General features: G+C 68.0%; 18 protein-coding genes. 10 read left to right on the top strand and 8 right to left on the bottom strand.

Annotated elements, in window-relative coordinates; genetic code table 11:
• Positions 1–19 precede the first annotated feature (19 nt).
• From ORV05_RS35830 to ORV05_RS35815, 4 genes are all read left to right on the top strand, one after another.
• On the top strand, positions 20–1,453 hold the full coding sequence (locus ORV05_RS35830; RefSeq protein ID WP_268756291.1) for an MBOAT family O-acyltransferase: 1,434 nt from the start codon (positions 20–22) through the stop codon (positions 1,451–1,453).
• Positions 1,454–1,742: 289 nt separating this feature from the next.
• Positions 1,743–2,072, top strand: a complete 330-nt coding sequence (locus tag ORV05_RS35825) for a hypothetical protein (RefSeq protein WP_268756290.1) — start codon at positions 1,743–1,745, stop codon at positions 2,070–2,072.
• Between the two features lie 517 nt (positions 2,073–2,589).
• Positions 2,590–3,006: a DUF3885 domain-containing protein gene (locus tag ORV05_RS35820; protein WP_268756289.1), complete on the top strand. Its 417-nt coding sequence runs from the start codon at positions 2,590–2,592 to the stop codon at positions 3,004–3,006.
• 129 nt (positions 3,007–3,135) lie between these two features.
• The gene (locus ORV05_RS35815) at positions 3,136–3,798 is read left to right on the top strand and encodes an HD domain-containing protein (RefSeq protein ID WP_268756288.1); all 663 of its coding nucleotides are present in this window, start codon (positions 3,136–3,138) and stop codon (positions 3,796–3,798) included.
• A 57-nt stretch (positions 3,799–3,855) separates the two neighbouring features.
• Here the strand turns inward: ORV05_RS35815 and ORV05_RS35810 are convergent, their stop codons facing one another.
• The 3 genes from ORV05_RS35810 to ORV05_RS35800 are packed head-to-tail and all read right to left on the bottom strand — an operon-like array spanning position 3,856 to position 5,925.
• On the bottom strand, positions 3,856–5,403 hold the full coding sequence (locus ORV05_RS35810; RefSeq protein ID WP_268756287.1) for an MFS transporter: 1,548 nt from the start codon (positions 5,401–5,403) through the stop codon (positions 3,856–3,858).
• Positions 5,404–5,407: 4 nt separating this feature from the next.
• Positions 5,408–5,749 (bottom strand): VOC family protein, encoded by a 342-nt coding sequence (locus tag ORV05_RS35805; RefSeq protein WP_268756286.1) that lies wholly within the window; start codon positions 5,747–5,749, stop codon positions 5,408–5,410.
• Complete coding sequence (locus tag ORV05_RS35800) at positions 5,749–5,925, bottom strand: CopG family transcriptional regulator (protein ID WP_268756285.1); 177 nt, start codon at positions 5,923–5,925, stop codon at positions 5,749–5,751. The genes ORV05_RS35805 and ORV05_RS35800 overlap by 1 nt, the downstream gene beginning before the upstream one ends.
• Before the next feature lie 52 nt (positions 5,926–5,977).
• Between ORV05_RS35800 and ORV05_RS35795 the strand changes: the two genes are divergently transcribed.
• The gene (locus ORV05_RS35795; RefSeq protein WP_144586810.1) at positions 5,978–6,472 is read left to right on the top strand and encodes a cupin domain-containing protein; all 495 of its coding nucleotides are present in this window, start codon (positions 5,978–5,980) and stop codon (positions 6,470–6,472) included.
• A 24-nt stretch (positions 6,473–6,496) separates the two neighbouring features.
• Here ORV05_RS35795 and ORV05_RS35790 read toward each other — a convergent pair whose 3' ends face one another.
• On the bottom strand, positions 6,497–7,744 hold the full coding sequence (locus tag ORV05_RS35790; RefSeq protein WP_268756284.1) for an alpha/beta hydrolase: 1,248 nt from the start codon (positions 7,742–7,744) through the stop codon (positions 6,497–6,499).
• Positions 7,745–7,909: 165 nt separating this feature from the next.
• Between ORV05_RS35790 and ORV05_RS35785 the strand changes: the two genes are divergently transcribed.
• A complete protein-coding gene (locus tag ORV05_RS35785) occupies positions 7,910–8,206 on the top strand; it encodes a PASTA domain-containing protein (protein ID WP_268756283.1) in 297 nt (98 codons plus the stop codon).
• A complete protein-coding gene (locus tag ORV05_RS35780) occupies positions 8,203–9,117 on the top strand; it encodes an aminoglycoside phosphotransferase family protein (RefSeq protein ID WP_268756282.1) in 915 nt (304 codons plus the stop codon). Before ORV05_RS35785 ends, ORV05_RS35780 begins: the two co-directional genes overlap by 4 nt.
• 6 nt (positions 9,118–9,123) lie before the next feature.
• On the opposite strand, the gene ORV05_RS35775 is transcribed toward ORV05_RS35780, so the two are convergent.
• Positions 9,124–9,486: a MerR family transcriptional regulator gene (locus ORV05_RS35775; RefSeq protein WP_268756281.1), complete on the bottom strand. Its 363-nt coding sequence runs from the start codon at positions 9,484–9,486 to the stop codon at positions 9,124–9,126.
• Between the two features lie 94 nt (positions 9,487–9,580).
• Between ORV05_RS35775 and ORV05_RS35770 the strand changes: the two genes are divergently transcribed.
• The gene (locus ORV05_RS35770; RefSeq protein ID WP_268756280.1) at positions 9,581–10,024 is read left to right on the top strand and encodes a hypothetical protein; all 444 of its coding nucleotides are present in this window, start codon (positions 9,581–9,583) and stop codon (positions 10,022–10,024) included.
• On the opposite strand, the gene ORV05_RS35765 is transcribed toward ORV05_RS35770, so the two are convergent.
• From ORV05_RS35765 to ORV05_RS35755, 3 genes are all read right to left on the bottom strand, one after another.
• Positions 10,013–11,638 (bottom strand): APC family permease, encoded by a 1,626-nt coding sequence (locus tag ORV05_RS35765; protein WP_268756279.1) that lies wholly within the window; start codon positions 11,636–11,638, stop codon positions 10,013–10,015. The genes ORV05_RS35770 and ORV05_RS35765 overlap by 12 nt on opposite strands.
• Before the next feature lie 224 nt (positions 11,639–11,862).
• Entirely contained in the window at positions 11,863–12,492 is a 630-nt protein-coding gene (locus ORV05_RS35760; protein WP_268756278.1) for a TMEM175 family protein, read from the bottom strand.
• A 133-nt stretch (positions 12,493–12,625) separates the two neighbouring features.
• Positions 12,626–13,831, bottom strand: a complete 1,206-nt coding sequence (locus ORV05_RS35755) for a hypothetical protein (RefSeq protein ID WP_268756277.1) — start codon at positions 13,829–13,831, stop codon at positions 12,626–12,628.
• A 291-nt stretch (positions 13,832–14,122) separates the two neighbouring features.
• Here ORV05_RS35755 and ORV05_RS35750 point away from each other — a divergent pair, with 291 nt between their 5' ends.
• Together ORV05_RS35750 and ORV05_RS35745 are read left to right on the top strand one after the other, a co-directional pair.
• Positions 14,123–15,298 carry a DUF445 family protein gene (locus tag ORV05_RS35750; protein WP_407652817.1) on the top strand — a complete coding sequence of 392 codons (1,176 nt, stop codon included), beginning with the start codon at positions 14,123–14,125 and terminating at the stop codon, positions 15,296–15,298.
• Positions 15,299–15,331: 33 nt separating this feature from the next.
• On the top strand, positions 15,332–16,552 hold the full coding sequence (locus ORV05_RS35745; protein WP_268756275.1) for a DUF445 domain-containing protein: 1,221 nt from the start codon (positions 15,332–15,334) through the stop codon (positions 16,550–16,552).
• Positions 16,553–16,562: the final 10 nt, after the last annotated feature.

The raw sequence follows: 16,562 nt of genomic DNA, 5'->3' as shown, positions 1-16,562 counted from the left end.
ATGGGGGGCCCGCGCACCGATGTCGTTCGTTTCACCACTTTTCCTGTGGTATTTCATGCCGACATTGCTGCTCGCTCTGCTGGTGCTGCCCAGGACGTGGCGCAACGGCATCATCGCGGTGGCCAGCTTGTTCTTCTACGCCAGCGGGGCCGGGGCGTTCACCCTGCTGCTGCTCACCTGCATGGTGGTGAACTTCGTGGCCGGCCGGGCACTGGAGCCCACCGCCTGGGGGATGAAGCCGAACCGGCGACGCAGGCTGCTGATCGCCGTGATCTGTTTCGACGTGGCGATACTGGTGATCTGGAAGTACGCCGGATTCGCCACCGAACAGCTGGACTTCTTCGCGAAGCTGTTCGGAGGCGACTTTCCCGTCGTGCACCTGGCGCTGCCGATCGGAATCTCGTTCTTCACGTTCCACCACATTTCGTACGTGGTCGACATCCACCGGGGTGAGCGGCCCGCGTTGCGGAATCCCATTTCGTTCGTGACCTACATCGCGATGTTCCCGCAGCTGGTGGCCGGGCCGATCGTGCGGTACCGGGAGATCGCCGACCAACTGCCCCAGACGCGTTCGCACCGCCTCGACGACATCGCCGCCGGTTTCCCCCGGTTCGCGCTCGGCCTGTGCAAGAAGACGATCGTCGCGGACTCGCTGAACCCGATGGTCGAGGCGTGTTTCGGCACCCCGAACGGCACCATGTCCTTCGGCATCGCCTGGCTCGGTGCCGTGGGTTACACGCTGCAGCTGTATTTCGACTTCTCCGGCTACTCCGACATGGCGATCGGCCTCGGCCGCATGCTCGGGTTCCGGCTGCCGGAGAACTTCGCCCGCCCCTACTCTTCGGTCACCGTCACCGAATTCTGGCGCCGCTGGCACATGTCGCTGTCCCGCTGGTTCCGCGACTACGTCTACATCCCGCTCGGCGGCAACCGGCGGGGCGCGGCGAAGACCTACCGCAACCTGTGCATCGTCTTCGTACTGACCGGTTTCTGGCACGGCGCGAACTGGACGTTCCTGGTGTGGGGCTGCTACCACGGGGCGCTGCTGATCATCGAACGCGCCTTCCGCCTCGACGAGACCCCCGCACACCGCCCCGCACGGATCGCCCGCCGGGCCCTCACCCTCGTGCTCGTCGTGGTCGGCTGGGTGTTCTTCCGCTCCCCCGACATCGGCCACGCGCTGACCATGATCGGGCACCTGTTCCTGCCCGACTTCTCCGGCCTCACCGACGTCGTGAACGCGGCGCTCACCAACCAGCGGCTGGTGATCCTGCTGGCCGCGCTGATCGTCGTGCTGCTGCCCGCACACCCGGTCACCGGCCCGCTGCTCGAGTCCTCACGCGGCCGCACCGCCACCGGCCTGCGCGTCGGCATCATGACCGCGGGCCTGGCCTACGCCGCCATCCTCGTCGCCAACGGCACCTTCAGCCCGTTCTTGTACTACCAGTTCTGACGGGCCGTTCCTGGCTAGCTGGCGTTTGTAGATCCATGTGCCCTTCTGAGCTGCGGGTTTGCTGATTGGCAGTTCTCGCGAGTTCTCGCCCCTACCCGACGTTTGACGGCCTGTAGACGGCCGGGTGCGTTCTCAGCTTGGGAACCAGGGGTGATGTGCCTGGAAACCGCCGTTGACCTGCGTTGGAGGGTGTGCCTCGGGTACCTCTGTTGACCGTGGTTGACCGGGGCCGTTCGAAGTCCAGTCGCGTGCTGGTGGCCGTCGATCTTGTGTCTGTTTCGTGACTGGGGTGGGCGGCCTGCTGCACGATGATGGCTGGGTGCTTCATATTTCCGGGCGCCTCACTCGCCGGATTCGGGCGGATTTTGGGGCAGACGCCGATCTGGTGCTGGAAATCCTCGCGGACCTGGATCTTCCGCCCTCCGACACGCGGAACAGCCGCGCGGTCGAGCGGATCTTGTCGGCCGTGGTGCTCATGGCACGCGGCGACCTGAACCGCTTCGACCAAGCAGCTCGGTTGGCCTGGAGAGATTGGCGCGACGTGCTCGTGGACGGCGGGCTCGCGTATGACGATTGGCCGACACGACTTGACGTCGAGTTGGGACCGGAGGAGAACTAGTGCGACCGCGCCCCGGAACGAGCTAGCTGAGGGTGAGTGCGCCCCGGAATCGACGGCCACGGCCCACGGTGTGCCGGGGCCGCCGGCCGGAGCGGAGCGGCAGGCCGAGCGGCCACCGGCCGCGGCGCGCACGCGCGCCGCCCTTGATCCCAGAGAGCCAAATTCGGCAAAGAAGAACGCGTTTGTGACACCGATTTATGGCCTGACTTTCGCCGCCACGACCTTACGCATGAAGGGTTCGACGCCGAAGCGGCCAGCCCAAGCCATGGAACGCCGGCGCACCAACGTCCTGATCGGACAGCTAACCTCACACCAGTGGCTACTGAATCCGAGGTAGGAGAGCTGTTGCACCAGCGCGGCTGGCGAACGGCATTCACGGTCTCTGAAAGGGTGAACGCGTGGGCCGCCTTGGTGAGCGGCCGGATATCGTCACGCGGTGAATGAGCGGGATCTACTCGAACTCTGGGAAGAGTCTTGGGCCTGGGTGCGCCCCACATGCCTTCCCGGAACAGTGGGTGTGCTCTCCCGATACAACACGGTGCTGGAAGAACTGTTCGCCGGTCAGGACGTGTACGTGATCACCCCGGACTGGAACGACCACCCGGTTCCGGATCCGCGTCCGGCCGATCACGAGCGCTGGCATCCTGGGGCCAGGTTCTGGACCTCGGTCTGCAGGTGTGATGACCCGGGCTACGAGGTGTACACGCACCTCTACGTCAGCCGGGTCCGCTGGGAGGTCGGTTGCGTGGACGTGCTGCTGCGTGCGGTCGCCGACGATCGGACGGCCGGTGTCATGATCATCGATGCGATGATGCGGCGGGTCCACCATCCCTACGACGGCGGTGCCGACGTGCTGCTGGCCGACCGTGACGAGCGCGACCGGATGCGCGAACGCCATCGGGACTGGCTGTCCGCCCACCCGTTGGGGCTGTAGCCCGCAATTCGGGCGGCCGGACACTCATCTTCGAAGCAGAAGCTGACGAGACCGCCGTGGTGCGGGGCTGAGCGTGTCGTGATCGTAAATCCGTGGGCGGTTCCGCCGCACGGATGCGACAGTGAGGTCGTGGACTCTGACACTGTGCGGCTGCTGGCCGACACGAACCCGTTGCCGGAAACGATCGACGCGAGGTTGCGGCAACAGCTCTCCTTCCTGATCGAGGTCGACCGGCTCAAAACGGTCTTGCGGCAGTCGCCGCTCGCGGCCGTGGACCGGCGGGAGAACGACGCGGAGCATTCCTGGCATCTGGCGTTGATGGTCGTGATCCTGGCCGAGCACGCGGACGAGGAGATCGACGTCGGCCGCACGGTCGAGTTGGTCCTGGTGCACGACCTGGTGGAGATCTATGCCGGGGACACGCCGCTCTACGACGTGGAAATGGGCGTCGATCAGGCCGAACGCGAAGTGGTCGCCGCCGAGGCGTTGTTCGGGTTGTTGCCGGCGGACCAGGCGACACGGTTGCGGGCACGGTGGGACGAGTTCGAGGCGAGGCGGACTCCGGAAGCCCGCTTCGCCAAGGCCATGGACCGTCTTGAGCCGCTGCTGCTGAACTGGATGGCCCGCGGTGGGACGTGGCGGACGCCGGGGGTGACCGCGGACGACGTCCGGGCACGCAAGGCGGTGATCGGGGACGCCTCGGCTTCCTTGTGGGCGGCCGGCCGTGAGCTGATCGATGAGGGCGAACGTCGGGGCTGGTCGCGGCCCGGTCGCGGTGTCTCGACCGGGTGAGGTCCGTCGAGTGGCGGCGGTGAAGGTCGCCGGGGGTCGATCGCATTCGCGCCGGGGTCAGGAAGCTGTCGGGGTGGGTGCGGGCTTCGCGCGCGGATCGGCTGTTTCGTCCCGGGGGCGAGCAAGCAGGTAGACAACGCCTGCCGTCACGAAGGCCAGGACGCCCGCGACCAGGAACGCGGAGTCGAGGCCGTCGAGCGCCGCAAGGTGAAGCTCCGACACCGGCGCAGTGGGCGCTATCGAGTGTGCCTGGCCCGAGACCAGGGCACGGGCCAGCCCGTCCGCGCCGGTCACCCCGTCAGCGGCGAGCCGGTCCGCCGCGCGCGCCGTGACGAGGCTGCCCAATGCGGCGATTCCGATGGCGAAGCCGAGTTGCCGGACCGTGCTCAGCGCCCCCGCGGCCATCCCGCCGAAGCGGGGTTCGACCGCACCCATGGCGGCGGCGGTCAGGGTGGGCAGCACGAGACCGGCGCCAAGCCCGGTCAGCACGGTCCCCGGCATGAGCTGCGGCCAGCTCGCCGAGCCGGTGAGCAACCCGGCGTCCAGCAGCGAACCGGCGCCGACCAGCAGCATCCCCACCGCGATCACCGACCCCGGCCGACGTTGCAGGCGGGGGCCGACCAACACGGATACCACGAACGACGCGGCGGCCAGTGGAAGTCCGGTGAGCCCGGCCTCGATCGGCGTGAGACCGACGACGGTCTGCAGCCAGATCGTCGAGTAGGTCAGCGCGGCGAACGCGCACAGCGTCGAGACCGCTGACGCGATCATGGCCGCGGTGAACACGCGATGCCGGAACAGGGCGAGGTCGAACATCGCCGTCCCGGTGCGCGCCCGGCGGGTTTCGATCACGAGGAACGCGGCCAGGCCGACGACGGCGACACCGACGTACGCCCAGGTCGTGGCTGTCGCGGCGCCGTGCTCACCGAAGTGGATCAACGCATACGTGAGCGCGGCCGCGAACGTGGTGAACGTCAGCATCCCGGGCACGTCGACCGCTCGGCGGGCGCGCGAGGAGTCGGCCGCCACGAAGCGCAGGGTCAGCGTGATCGCGACGACGCTGAGCGGGACGTTGACGATGAAGATCCAGCGCCACGACGCGGTCTGTACCAGCAGCCCGCCGAGCACGGGCCCGACGGCGGTCGCGGCGCTGGACACCGCGGCCCACAGTCCGAACGCGACACCCCGCTCGGCACCGCGGTAGGTGCTGTTGAGCAGTGCGGTCGTGCAGGCCAGCATCGCGGCGGCCCCCGCGCCCTGCACGCCACGGGCCACGTCCAGCACGGCGACCGTGGGCGCCAGTCCGCAGCCCAGAGATGCCGTGGCGAACACGACCAGCCCAGCGAGATAGGTCCGGCGGTGACCGGCGATGTCGGCCAGCGCGCCGACTCCGAGCAGGAGCGCCGCCAGCGCCAGCGCATAGGCGTCGATCACCCACTGCAACGCCGACATGGACGCGTCCAGCCCGTTGGTGAGTTGCGGCAGAGCCACGTTCACGATGCTCACGTCGATCAGCAGCATCGCCGAGCCGATGCAGATCGCCACCAGCGGCAGCCATCGCCGCAGTGCCGCGGGCGCGTCCGCGCGGCTGTCGGGTTCCGTCATGGGATCACCCCTCCGCCGGGACCTGCACCGTCCAGGTGCGGCCGTCAGGGTCGCGCACGGTCATCTCGACGGCGCCGTGGTGGGTGCGTTCGAACGGGGAGACGACCTCGACCACGGGGTCGAGGTCGTCCGAGGTCTTGGACGCGCGCAGCACCAACTGCATGCCGACCGGGGCTTCCTCGGGTACTTCCGCGATGAACAGGTACGGTCCCGACCCGTTGCGCAGGAGCCCCGAGTTGTGGTCGGTCTCGAAGTCGAGCGTGTAGCCCAACGCCTGAAAGAACCGGGCGGACTTTCCCCAGTTGTGCGTCTCCAGGTACACGGCCTCGATGCCCTCGGTCGTCATCAATTCCCCTTCTCGTCTTCGTGCGACCGCTTCGCGGCCGCGTCCAGATAGCTGCGCAGTGCGGCGGCGGTGATCGCCGACAGCGACTGCTCGGTGTCGACCGCGTGGTGTTTGACCTCTTGGACGAGCTCGGTCGGCAGATAGACGTTGAACTGTTTGACACCGCTGGCAGCCATGCGAGCATGCTAGCATTCTAGTCAACTAGCCGTGCCGACAAGGGGGTTTGCCATGACCTATCTGCCCGTCGTCGTTCGTGCCGACGATGCCGAATACCTTCCCGCGATCGCTCACCACCTGCTCGCGGACAGCAGCGCCACCGGTGGCGCGTTGAGCAGCCACCGCGTGACGCTGCCCCGCGGCGCGAACGGAGCCCGACCGCACCGGCACGACCGTGGCAGCGAACTGTTCTTCGTGCTCGACGGCGCCCTCGACGTGCTCGTCGACCGAACCGTGCTCAGTGCCGCCGCCGGCGATCTCGTCGTCGTCCCACCCGGTAGTGCCCACGCGTTCGCCGCCGCCGCGGACCGCAACGCCGACGTGTTGATCGTCATCACCCCCGGCGTGGAGCGGTTCGAGTACCTGCGGACCGTGGAGGCCATCCGCACCGGTCATGCCGCCCCGGACGCGTTGGACGCACACCAGGAGCGCTACGACACGTTCTTCCTCGACAGCGAGATCTGGGCCGCACACCTGCGTGCGAACAGCAGCACCCGACGAGAGTGAGCCACACGCCCTCCCGGCGCGAGTTCAGCCCCGCTCGTGTAGTTGGCCGAACCAGCGCACGGTGGCCGCGGTACCGGCAACGGCGGAGCCGAGATGCCGTGAACCGTCGTAGTCGGGCGTGCCGAGGTTGACGATCGGAACCTCGAGGCCCCGGGCAGCCAGGGCCGCGTGACAACTGTCGGTGTTGGTGGTCAAGGCTTGTTCGTCGTCGGTGGCCTCGTACAGCCGCATGGGGACGCGGGGCGTCCAGTCGGTGCAGACGCTGTCGGCGACGCGCAGCGCGGCGAGGAATGGGCCAGTGGGGTGCTGCAGCAGGTCGACACCCCGAGCGGTGAGGAGTTGCCCGACGGTGTCCGGCAACGCGGCCAGCATGTCCTCCCCCGGGGTGTTGCCGTCGAACAGGGCTTCGACTCGGCCGGCGTAGGGGTCTTGGAACAGCTCGCCCGGCGTGGCGTAGAGATGGTGCAGCCGGTTCCAGGCGACCAGCAGGTAGGTGGTGTAGGCCACGGCCATCTTCCCGGGAATCCGACCGTCGAACGCGGCCGGGAGTGCGCTGTGCTGGAAGTCGTACGCGCCGCTGATGGGGGCGAGCGCGGCGACCCGGAACCGGTGATCGGCGCCGGACTGGATGGCCCTGGCCAGGCCGAGTGCGGCGGATGCGCCCTGGGAGAAGCCGGTGATCATGACCTGGGGGGCGAGCCTTCGGCCGGTGCTCTGCACGAAGGCGCGAGCGGCGCGCAACATGTCCAGCGAGGCGGTGGTTTCCGAGGGCACATCCATCCAAGGGTGGGTACCGGGGCCCACGCCGAGACCGAGGTAGTCGGGTTCCACGGCCGCGAAACCGGCCGCGGCATAGGTGATGGCAGGCGAGGATGCGAAGCCGTCGGGCTGCATCATGGACGGCGCGTCCGGGCGGTAGCTTTGGGTGCCGTGGTCGAAGGACACCGTCCACAATGTACGAGCGCGGCTGCGGGGCAGTACGAGCAGGCCGCTGGCCGTGGTCGGTTGGCCGGTGGCGTCGATCGTGCTGTACACGAGTTGGTAGGCGTCCACACCGTAGGTGACCGCGTCCGAGTCGAAGTGGGCTTGGTCGAGCGCGGTTTTCGTTTGAGAGGTGGAAAGACCGCTGATGTATCGCGTCGATACCAACTGGCCGCGCTTGCCATCGGTGGTGGCAGAGGCCGGGGCTTGCGTGGCCACCAGCGCGCCGAGGGCGACCGCGCCCGCGGTGACGCCGGCGATCACCCGCCGGGAAAGGGTGAAGATCTTCATGCGGTGGACCCTACGAAGGAACAACCTGGCGGACAGGCCGGAACACCCGATTCTTCCCGGTAGGGCTGCCCCTACCTCTCCACGACGGGCGCGCGGACGAAGCAGTCGAGACACGGCCGAAAGGCTCCGCCGCCGGACGGTCGGGGATCACGCTATCGTCGGAGAATGGCCAAGGACAACGTGTCACGGAAGCTGAGCTACGGGGGCTCTCGGCAGCCGGTGCCGAAATTGGTCGGGTTGACGGCCGATTCGGCGCTGGCGGCCTCGGCACGTGCGGGTGTTCCGGTAGTGGCTGCCGGGCCTGGTGATGATCCTCGTCCGCTCCTGGCCGAGCACGGAATGGTCGTGCGCCAGCATCCGGAGGCGGGGCGCCCGCTCGGTGTCTGCCACTGGGTGATGGTGTGGACCGAGCAAAATGGCGCGAGCGAACAGGAGGCACCCCGCGGGGAAGGGTCCGAATGATCGACCCGGAGCTGGTGCTGGACGGCCCCACCCGGCAGCGGCTGGCCGCGCGGTTCGGGGACGGGACCGACGCCTGGTGCGATGCTCTTCCCGGCCTCGTGGACCTGCTGAGCGCACGGTGGGGGTTTACCGTCGAAGCCGCCCTGCCCGGCGGCAACAGCTCTCGAACCCTTCGCTGCCGGACCGCCGACGGCCGTTCCGCCGTGCTGAAGCTGGTGCCCGAGCCCGAAATGGCCGCCACCGAGATCGCCGCGCTGAGGATCTGGTCTTCCGCGCCGGGCGTGGTGAAGCTGCTCGACGCCGACCTCGAGCACGGCGCGTTGCTGCTGGAGGGGTTGAGCCCCGGCACCCCCTTGATGGACTCACGGCGGCAGATCACCTTGGCCGAGCTCGCCATCCTGGTGCCGCAGCTGCACCTCCGGCTGGCGCGAAAAGACTTTCCCTCGCTGGCCGAACGCATGGACTTCCTGTTTCAGCTCGCCGAGAAGCGGCGGACCGGTTCGCAGGCCGCGCGGTTCGTCACGGCGGAGCACGTCCGCCGGTCCAGGCGGGCCGCGCTGGACCTCGCCGAGGATGGCGAGAAGGTGCTGCTGCACGGCGATCTCCACGCGGGCAACGTGCTGGACGCCGGGCCGGAGCGCGGGCTGGTGGTCATCGACCCGCGTCCGTGCCTCGGCGACCCCGCCTCCGACCTCATCGACTGGGTGCTCTGCCCCACCGGCCCGGCCGACCGGGTGGAAGTGACCACACTGGACGCTCGCGCGAGGATGGTGGCGGCTGACTTACCCGCCGTGGAGGCCGACAGGCTCAGCGCGTGGTGCCGGGCCACCGCGGTGATCCTGGCGATCGCACGGCTGCGGTACGTCCCGAAGGATTCCACAGTGGATGCTCTGCTGGCCCTCGTCCCCTGAGCCGGCTCACGCCTTCACGGCCGCCCGCAGTGGACATCCCGTGTCGACGCGCGCTTCGAGCTCGGCCCGCAGCGCGGCGAGTTCTCCCATTCGCGCGTCGATGACCTCGATCTTGTCCCGGAACAGGGCCGACAAGGCCTCCGCCGAGTCGGGTGCGTCGCGCAACTGCGCACCGTGCCGCGCGATTTCGGACAGCGAGAACCCGAGCACCTGTGCGGTGCGGATGTAGCGGAGCCACTCCAGCGTCTCCGGCGGAAAATCCCGATAGCCATTGCCCAACCGCCGCCCTTGCAGCAGCCCGATCTTCTCGTAGAAGCGGACCGCGTCCTTGCTGACACCGGCTTGTGCGGCCAGTTCTCCGATTCGCATGACATCCCGCTCTCGCTGGACTTGACCTTGGAGTGCACTCCACTGTTTACCGTCGGCTGGTCACTTTCGCCAGCAGCAAAAGGAGAGCTTCACCGTGCTCGGTCTCGCCAGTCCCGGATACCGCCGCATCGTCCGCGCGAGCGCCTGGTACGACCTCGTCGTCACGGTGGGATTCGTGACGCCGTGGACGTACCTCCTGCTCCACGACGCCCTGTCGGCACTGGGCCGCATGCTCGGCCTTGGCGCCCTTCCGGCGGCTGATCCGATGCAAACCCTGTACGCCAACCTGATGGGCTCGATCGTGGTGGTGTGGTCCGCCCTGCGGATCGCACGGCCGCTCGCCGTTTACGGGCTGCTCGACGGCACCGCACGCGCACTGTTCGCCCTGTGGCAGGCATACGCGGCTTCCCACGACACCACACGGCTCCTGTGGCTGTTCTTCGCCGTCGAGGCGCTGTTCGGCATCCTCCAGCTCGCGCCCTGGCTGTCACGCGGAATCGGGAGGACCACACCACCTGCGATTCAGCTAGAGCGCTAGCTCGGCGGACTCACGCTCCACGGCTGCCTTCACGCGCTCCTCAGGCATCGCGAGAGCGACCGCCCAGTAGAAGATCACCAGGCTGAAGACGACCACCACGAGAAGGTCCACCCATTCCGGCAGCCAGTTCAGGTTGCCGCCGTCCCCGTATCGGCCCAGGAAACCGATCAGGGTGTCCCCCGCCAGCCACGGCGCGATCCACACCGCCGAGCGCAGGGCCAGCGGCGGGCGTTCCGCCTCCGGTGTGGTCAGCCGGGCGATCAGGAAGAGCACGAAACCCGCCACGATCGCGATCATGATCTTCCAGGTGATCGCGAACCCGGTCCAGTAGATGACCAGGTTGGCGGCCGCGAAGCCCGCCGGGGCCAGCACCTTCGGCGCCGGCAGGCGGTACGGGCGCGGACGCCCCGGGTCCCGCTTGCGCAGTGCCGCCAGGGAAACCGGGGCGAACGCGTACATGATGGCGGTCGCCGAGGTCACCACCTCGACCAGCGACTTCCAGTTCGGGAACGGCAGGAACGCGATCTCCCCCACCACGAACGAGAGGAGGATCGACCACAGTGGAACGCCGCGCACCGTGAGCTTCCCCAGCCCGCGCGGAAGCATGTTCTCCCGCCCCAGCGCGTAGGACAACCGCGACGACGTCCCCACGTACACCAGGCCGGTCCCCGCGGGCGAAACGAACGCATCCGCGTAGAGGACATAGGAAAGCCAACCGGCACCGGCGAGTGCGGCCAGGGTTGCGTAAGGGCCGAAGGCGCCCTTTTCGATCGGGTTGCTCCAACCCTTCAGCAGTGCGGCGGGATCCAGCGAGCCGATGAACGCGACCTCCAGCAGCAGGTAGATCACGGTGCCGATGATCATCGCGGTGATCACCGCCCGCGAGACGTCCCGCTGCGGGTTGCGGGCCTCGCCACCCATCTGCACCGCCTGCTCGAAACCCTGCAGCGCGAACACCACCCCGAGCGGCAACGCGGCGAAGATGCCATGCGCACCAGCGGGAGCGAACCCGCCGCCGGCGGTGAAGTTGCCCGAGTGGAACCGCAGTGACAGCAGCACGGCCACGGTCACCAGCGGAACCAGCGCCTTCCAGATCACCGTCACCGAATTGCTCTCGGAAAGCAGTTTCACGCCGACGATGTTGACCACGGTGAACAGCGCCATCAGCAGGCTCGCCCACGCGAACCCGCTCACCGTCAGCGTGCCGTCCGCGTGCAGCAGGTTCAGGTGCTCGCGCACCCAGACGATGTTGTCCAGATAGGCCAGACTCGCCTCGACTTCGATCGGCGCGATCGCCACGGCCTGCAACCAGGCCACCCAGCCGCCGGTGAAGCCCGCCAGCACCCCGAACGCCAGCGCCGGGAACCGGGCGGTGCCCCCGGCCACCGGGTAGGCCGCACCCAGTTCCGCGTGGATCAGCGCCAGCGCCGCCAGTATCACCGCGGCCAGCACCCACGAGACCAGCGAAGCCGGGCCGGCCACCTTCGCCGCGGTCAGGGCGCCCAGCAGCCAGCCCGACCCGATGATCGAACCGAGCGAAACGAACATCAATCCGTAGAAGCCGACCGACCTGTCCAGCTTCGGTTGCGTCGTGCCCACACCTGTCGATTGCATGCGATTCACCATCAAACGCTCCGATCCCCGATTTCGGGCGTAACCTTTGTCCGTTTTGGACCGCTCTGTTACGGAATCAGAGCGGCCAGCACGGGAATTAATGGCGAAGTCTACGGAAACTCGGGATCGCGCGGGAGTTACGGGCTGGTTTCGCACGCTGGAACCACGTGATCACGAAAGGCGCCACGACGCCTTGTCGTCTTATCGACCCGGTCGCGGACGAATCATCCCTGGCTTTTCGGCACCCGCAATTGGTTGAACGCGTAGTAAAAGGCGAGCAGACCGTGCACGGCCAGCGTCAGCGGTGCCGAGACGAAGGCGAGCCCGACCGTCACCGGATACGCGAGGGAACCGAGTGCGAAACGGGATCTGGTGCGCTTGACCAGTTCGTGGTCGTAGTGCTCGTGCAGAAGGCGACCGGTGCGGGTCGCATGCCACCAGAACGCCTGGAACGCCAATGCCTGCGCCACCATGAACCCGCTGTAGACCACGGCGGCCACATGCGAGGCTTCGCCGCCTTCGTTCAGGTATTCGGCCATCAGCGCGGTGGGCCAGGGCAGCGCGGCCAGCACCAGCAACAGGATCAGGTTGAGGAACATCAGCAGCCGGTCGACCCGGGCGATGAACGAGAACAACGTGTGGTGGTTGGCCCACATGATGCCGATGACAAGGAAACTCACCACGTATGCGGCGTACGACGGCCACTGCGCGCCCAGTGCGGCCCACAGCGACTGGCCGTCGTGCACGGTGGGCACCTTGAGTTCCAGGACGAGCAGCGTGATGGCGATGGCGAACACGCCGTCGCTGAACGCTTCGGTGCGGCCGGTTTCGCTCGTGCGGTCGGTCTCGGTCACACCGAGAACCTAGCGGCCGCGCGCGCGGCGAGGCACGCAATCACCCCGAATGCCAGTGTCCTCCTCCGGCGAGCGGAGGAGGACACTGGCGGAACGGTGAAATCAGCTTGATTCGGGCCGAATCGGCCGACGATCAGGCCGGGACCTTGCTGTCGTCGTCGGCCGGGATCAGCCGCTTCAACGCTTCCTGGAGCACCTCGTTGGTGGCGGTGAGCCGCGCGGTGACCTCCGCCTTGTACTCGGCCGCCTGCGTACGGTTCGTCTCCGCCTCGGCGAGCTGACGCTCCGCGTCGGCGACCAGGACGGCGGCGCGCTCCTCGGCTTCGGAGGTCTGCTTGGCCAGCCGCTCCTCGGTGGTGACGACCTTGTTCGCCAGCTCTTCCTCGGTGGTACGGACCTTGTTGGCCAGTTCCTCCTCGGTGCGGGCGACCTTGTTCGCCAGCTCTTCCTCCGTGGTGCGAACCTTGTTGGCCAGCGCTTCCTCGGTGTTGGTGACCTTGTTCGCCAGCTGCTCCTCGGTCGTGCTGACCTTGTTCGCGAGCGCTTCCTCGGTGGTGCGGACCTTGGTGAGCAGTTCGTCCTCGGTGGTGGCGACCTTGTTCGCCAGCGCTTCCTCGGTGGTGGCGACCTTGCTCGCCAGCTCCTCCTCGGTCGTCCGCACCTTATGGTCCAGCGCTTCCTCGGCGGCGGCGATCTTCTTCGCCAGCTCGGCCTCGGCCTCGCGCTCGGCCTCGGCGCGGCGCTCGTTCGACTCGGCGTCGAGGCGGTCCCGCTCGGCCTGCGCGGCGGCGTTGAGGCGCTCGATCTCCGCCTTGGCGCTGTTCATCAGGTCTTCGTGCTCGGCGCGGAGCTTCTCGGTCAGCCCCTGGTACTCGGCCTCCAGGGCCTCGCGGCGCTGCGCGATCTCGGCCTCGCGGTCGGCGACCCACAGGTCGGTGGCCTTGCGCGTGTCGAGGTCGTACTTGTCAGCCCCGGCGCGGATCTCCGCGGCCTGCCGTTCGGCCTGCTCCCGCAGCTCGGCGATTTCTTCCTCGGCGAGCGCCATCATGCTGCGCACGCGTTCGGTCATCGTGGTGGCGCTCGACGGATCGCTGGCCATCCGCGAAAGGGCGGCCTTCGTCTCCGTCAGCTCCTGCTGCGCGTAGCTGAGCGCCTTGGTCAGTTCGGAGACGGAGGAGACGGCGTCGTCCCGGGCCTGGGAGAGTTCCTTCATCTCCGCGGCGAGCTGGTTGAGGCGCTCGTCGACCGGAGCCCGGTCGTAGCCACGGAAAACGAGGGGGAAGCTGGCGTTACCGGCCTGGGGATCGGTGGGTTGATTGGGAGATTGGGCAGGAGGCATGCGGCGACCTTAGTGCGTCCGGACGCCGGTTTCCATACCGCCATCCAGACTCTTTACGCTTGGTGGACGGCTGATTGTAATCGACCGGCCTCCGTAACGGATCAGCGGGCGATCATCGGGTCAACTCCGCGCGAACAGCGGGTGAAGCTTCCCCCGCCACCCCTTCCGCGACGGCGCTTCGGCACGGGCGCGCGGCTGGGATAACGTCCTGCCCGGGAGTCGCGGAGGTGGAGGGTGAACTGGCAGCGGGTCGTCGCCGACCTGGGCACGCATTGGCCGGTCTACGCCAGCATGCCCCTCGTCGCGGCGCTGATCGGCTACGTGACCAAGCGCGTCGCCATCGAGATGATGTTCCGGCCGATCGAATTCGTCGGGATCCGGCCATTCCTGGGTTGGCAGGGAGTACTGCCGGCCAACGCCGAGCGGATGGCGACCACCGCGACCGAGATGCTGATCAACAATTTGGTGGAGCCACGGGAGATCTTCTCCCGGCTCGATCCGGCGCAGGTGGCCAAGGAGATCGAGGAACCGATGCTGCGGGTCGTCGAGGACGTCACGCGTGAGGTCTTCGAGCAGTACCGGCCGGGGTTGTGGGAGGGAATGCCCGCGCGTGCCCGCGAACTGCTGCTCAAGCGCGTGAGGGCCGATGCGCCCAAGCTCATCACCAAGATCATGCGCGAGATCGCGTACGACATCGACGGCGTGCTCGACCTCAAGCACATGGTGGTGACCAACCTGGTGCGCGACAAGGCGCTGCTGAACCGGCTGATCCGCAACATCTCGCGGCCCGAAATGCGCTTCATCGCCCGCTCCGGGCTGGTGTTCGGGTTCACGCTCGGGCTCGTGCAACTCGCCGTGTGGGCCCTGACCAGATCGCCGGTCGTGCTGCCCCTGTTCGGCCTCGGCATCGGCTGGCTGACCGACTGGCTGGCCCTCAAGATGATCTTCCTGCCCCGGGAGCCCCGCCGGTTCTTCGGCCTCTACACCTGGCAGGGCGTGTTCCAGAAGCGTCGCGACCAGGTGGCCGCCGACTACGGCGAGATGATCGCGAACGAGATCATCACCGTGCCGAACCTGCTCGAAGCGGTGCTGCGGGGCCCGAAGTCCGACCGGTTGTTCCAGCTGATCACCCGCGAAGTGCGGCGCACCATCGACGAACAGGCCGGTCTGGTCAAACCGCTTGTGGTGTTCGCGGTCGGTTCGCGCCGGTTCCAGGAGATGAAGCAGATCGCGGCCGCGAAGGCGGTGGAACGGGTCCACGACACCGTCCGGCACGCCGAGGACTACGCGATCAACGCGCTCGACGTGCGCAACACGATCGTCGACCGGATGCGGCAGCTCACCCCGATCGAGTTCGAGGGGCTGTTGCGCCCCGCGTTCCGGCAGGACGAATGGAAGCTCATCGCGGTCGGCGCCGTGATCGGCGGACTGGTGGGGGAACTTCAGGTATTGCTGATGCTGCATTAACCTTCCGGGAGGACTGCGGGGAAGGAGGTCGGGGTGGGGAGCGTCCTGGCCGACTTCGCCGAGCACTGGCCGCTGTACGCCGCGATCCCGTTCGTCGCCGCCCTGATCGGTTATCTCACCAAGCGGGTCGCGATCGAGATGATGTTCCGGCCGCTGGAGTTCCTCGGCGTCCCGGGCACCTTCCTCGGCTGGCAGGGCGTGGTGCCCCGGCACGGCGGCCGGATGGCGGCGATCGCCACCGACCTGCTCACCTCGAATCTGCTCGACCTGCGGGAGATCTTCGCCAGGATCGACCCGGCCCGGCTGACCCGCGAGATCGAGCAACCGCTGCTGCGGGCGATCGACGACATCGCACGGGATGTGCTCGCCGAGTACCAGCCCCGGATCTGGGAGTCGCTGCCGCCGATGGCGCAGGCGCTGGTGATCAAGCAGGTGCAGGCCGCGGCGCCCCGGCTCGTACGCGAACTGATGTCCGAACTGCGGGAGAACGTCGACGAGGTGCTCGACGTCAAGCACATGATCGTGCAGGACCTCACGCGCGACAAGGCGCTGCTGGTCCGGCTGATCCGCGAGACGACCCGCCCGGAGATGGCCTTCATCGCGCGCTGCGGCATCTACTTCGGCTTCGGCCTCGGCCTGGTCCAGGCCGTGGTGTGGGCGCTGACGAAGAACCCGTGGGTGTTGCCCGCCTTCGGCGGCTGTATCGGGTTGCTGACCGACTGGCTCGCCATCAAGCTGATCTTCGTACCGCGGGAACCGGTGCGGCTGCTGCCGTTTGTGACCCTGCACGGCAAGTTCCAGCGGCGGCGGGCCGAAGTGGCCCGGCAGTACGGCGAACTGATCGCGCACGAGGTGCTCACCCTGCCGAACCTGCTCGACGCGGTGCTGCGCGGGCCCCGCTCGGACCGGCTGGTGGCCATGGTGCGGCGCATCGTGTCGGCGGCGGTGGACGAGCAGTCGGGCCGCCTCGTGACTGCGACCATCGGCGCGGCCCGGCTCCGCGAGATGAAGGAGCGGGCGGCGGCGAGGGCGCTGGAGGCCCTGCCGGACACGGTGCGGCACGCCGAGGGCTACCTCACCGCGGCGATGGACGTGGCCAACATGGTCGAACAGCGCATGCTCGCCCTCACCCCCGAGGAGTACGAGGGCCTGCTGCGCCCCGCCTTCCGCCAAGAGGAGTGGAAGCTCATCGCGGTCGGCGGGGTGATCGGTTTCGTGGTGGGCGAACTCCAGGTCCTGCTCATGCTGCACTAGGGCGCGTGCG

This window comes from Amycolatopsis cynarae, from assembly GCF_026802195.1.
GTDB lineage: Bacteria > Actinomycetota > Actinomycetes > Mycobacteriales > Pseudonocardiaceae > Amycolatopsis_E > Amycolatopsis_E rhizosphaerae.
This window is presented reverse-complemented; position numbering and strand designations above follow the sequence as displayed.

Coding starts and splice junctions, on each gene's coding strand:
- ORV05_RS35830 (WP_268756291.1), top strand. CDS start 20: ATGTCGTTCGTTTCACCACTTTTCCTGTGGTATTTCATGCCGACATTG.
- ORV05_RS35810 (WP_268756287.1), bottom strand. CDS start 5,403: ATGACGGAACCCGACAGCCGCGCGGACGCGCCCGCGGCACTGCGGCGA.
- ORV05_RS35805 (WP_268756286.1), bottom strand. CDS start 5,749: ATGACGACCGAGGGCATCGAGGCCGTGTACCTGGAGACGCACAACTGG.
- ORV05_RS35800 (WP_268756285.1), bottom strand. CDS start 5,925: ATGGCTGCCAGCGGTGTCAAACAGTTCAACGTCTATCTGCCGACCGAG.
- ORV05_RS35795 (WP_144586810.1), top strand. CDS start 5,978: ATGACCTATCTGCCCGTCGTCGTTCGTGCCGACGATGCCGAATACCTT.
- ORV05_RS35790 (WP_268756284.1), bottom strand. CDS start 7,744: ATGAAGATCTTCACCCTTTCCCGGCGGGTGATCGCCGGCGTCACCGCG.
- ORV05_RS35785 (WP_268756283.1), top strand. CDS start 7,910: ATGGCCAAGGACAACGTGTCACGGAAGCTGAGCTACGGGGGCTCTCGG.
- ORV05_RS35780 (WP_268756282.1), top strand. CDS start 8,203: ATGATCGACCCGGAGCTGGTGCTGGACGGCCCCACCCGGCAGCGGCTG.
- ORV05_RS35775 (WP_268756281.1), bottom strand. CDS start 9,486: ATGCGAATCGGAGAACTGGCCGCACAAGCCGGTGTCAGCAAGGACGCG.
- ORV05_RS35765 (WP_268756279.1), bottom strand. CDS start 11,638: ATGCAATCGACAGGTGTGGGCACGACGCAACCGAAGCTGGACAGGTCG.
- ORV05_RS35755 (WP_268756277.1), bottom strand. CDS start 13,831: ATGCCTCCTGCCCAATCTCCCAATCAACCCACCGATCCCCAGGCCGGT.
- ORV05_RS35750 (WP_407652817.1), top strand. CDS start 14,123: ATGCCCCTCGTCGCGGCGCTGATCGGCTACGTGACCAAGCGCGTCGCC.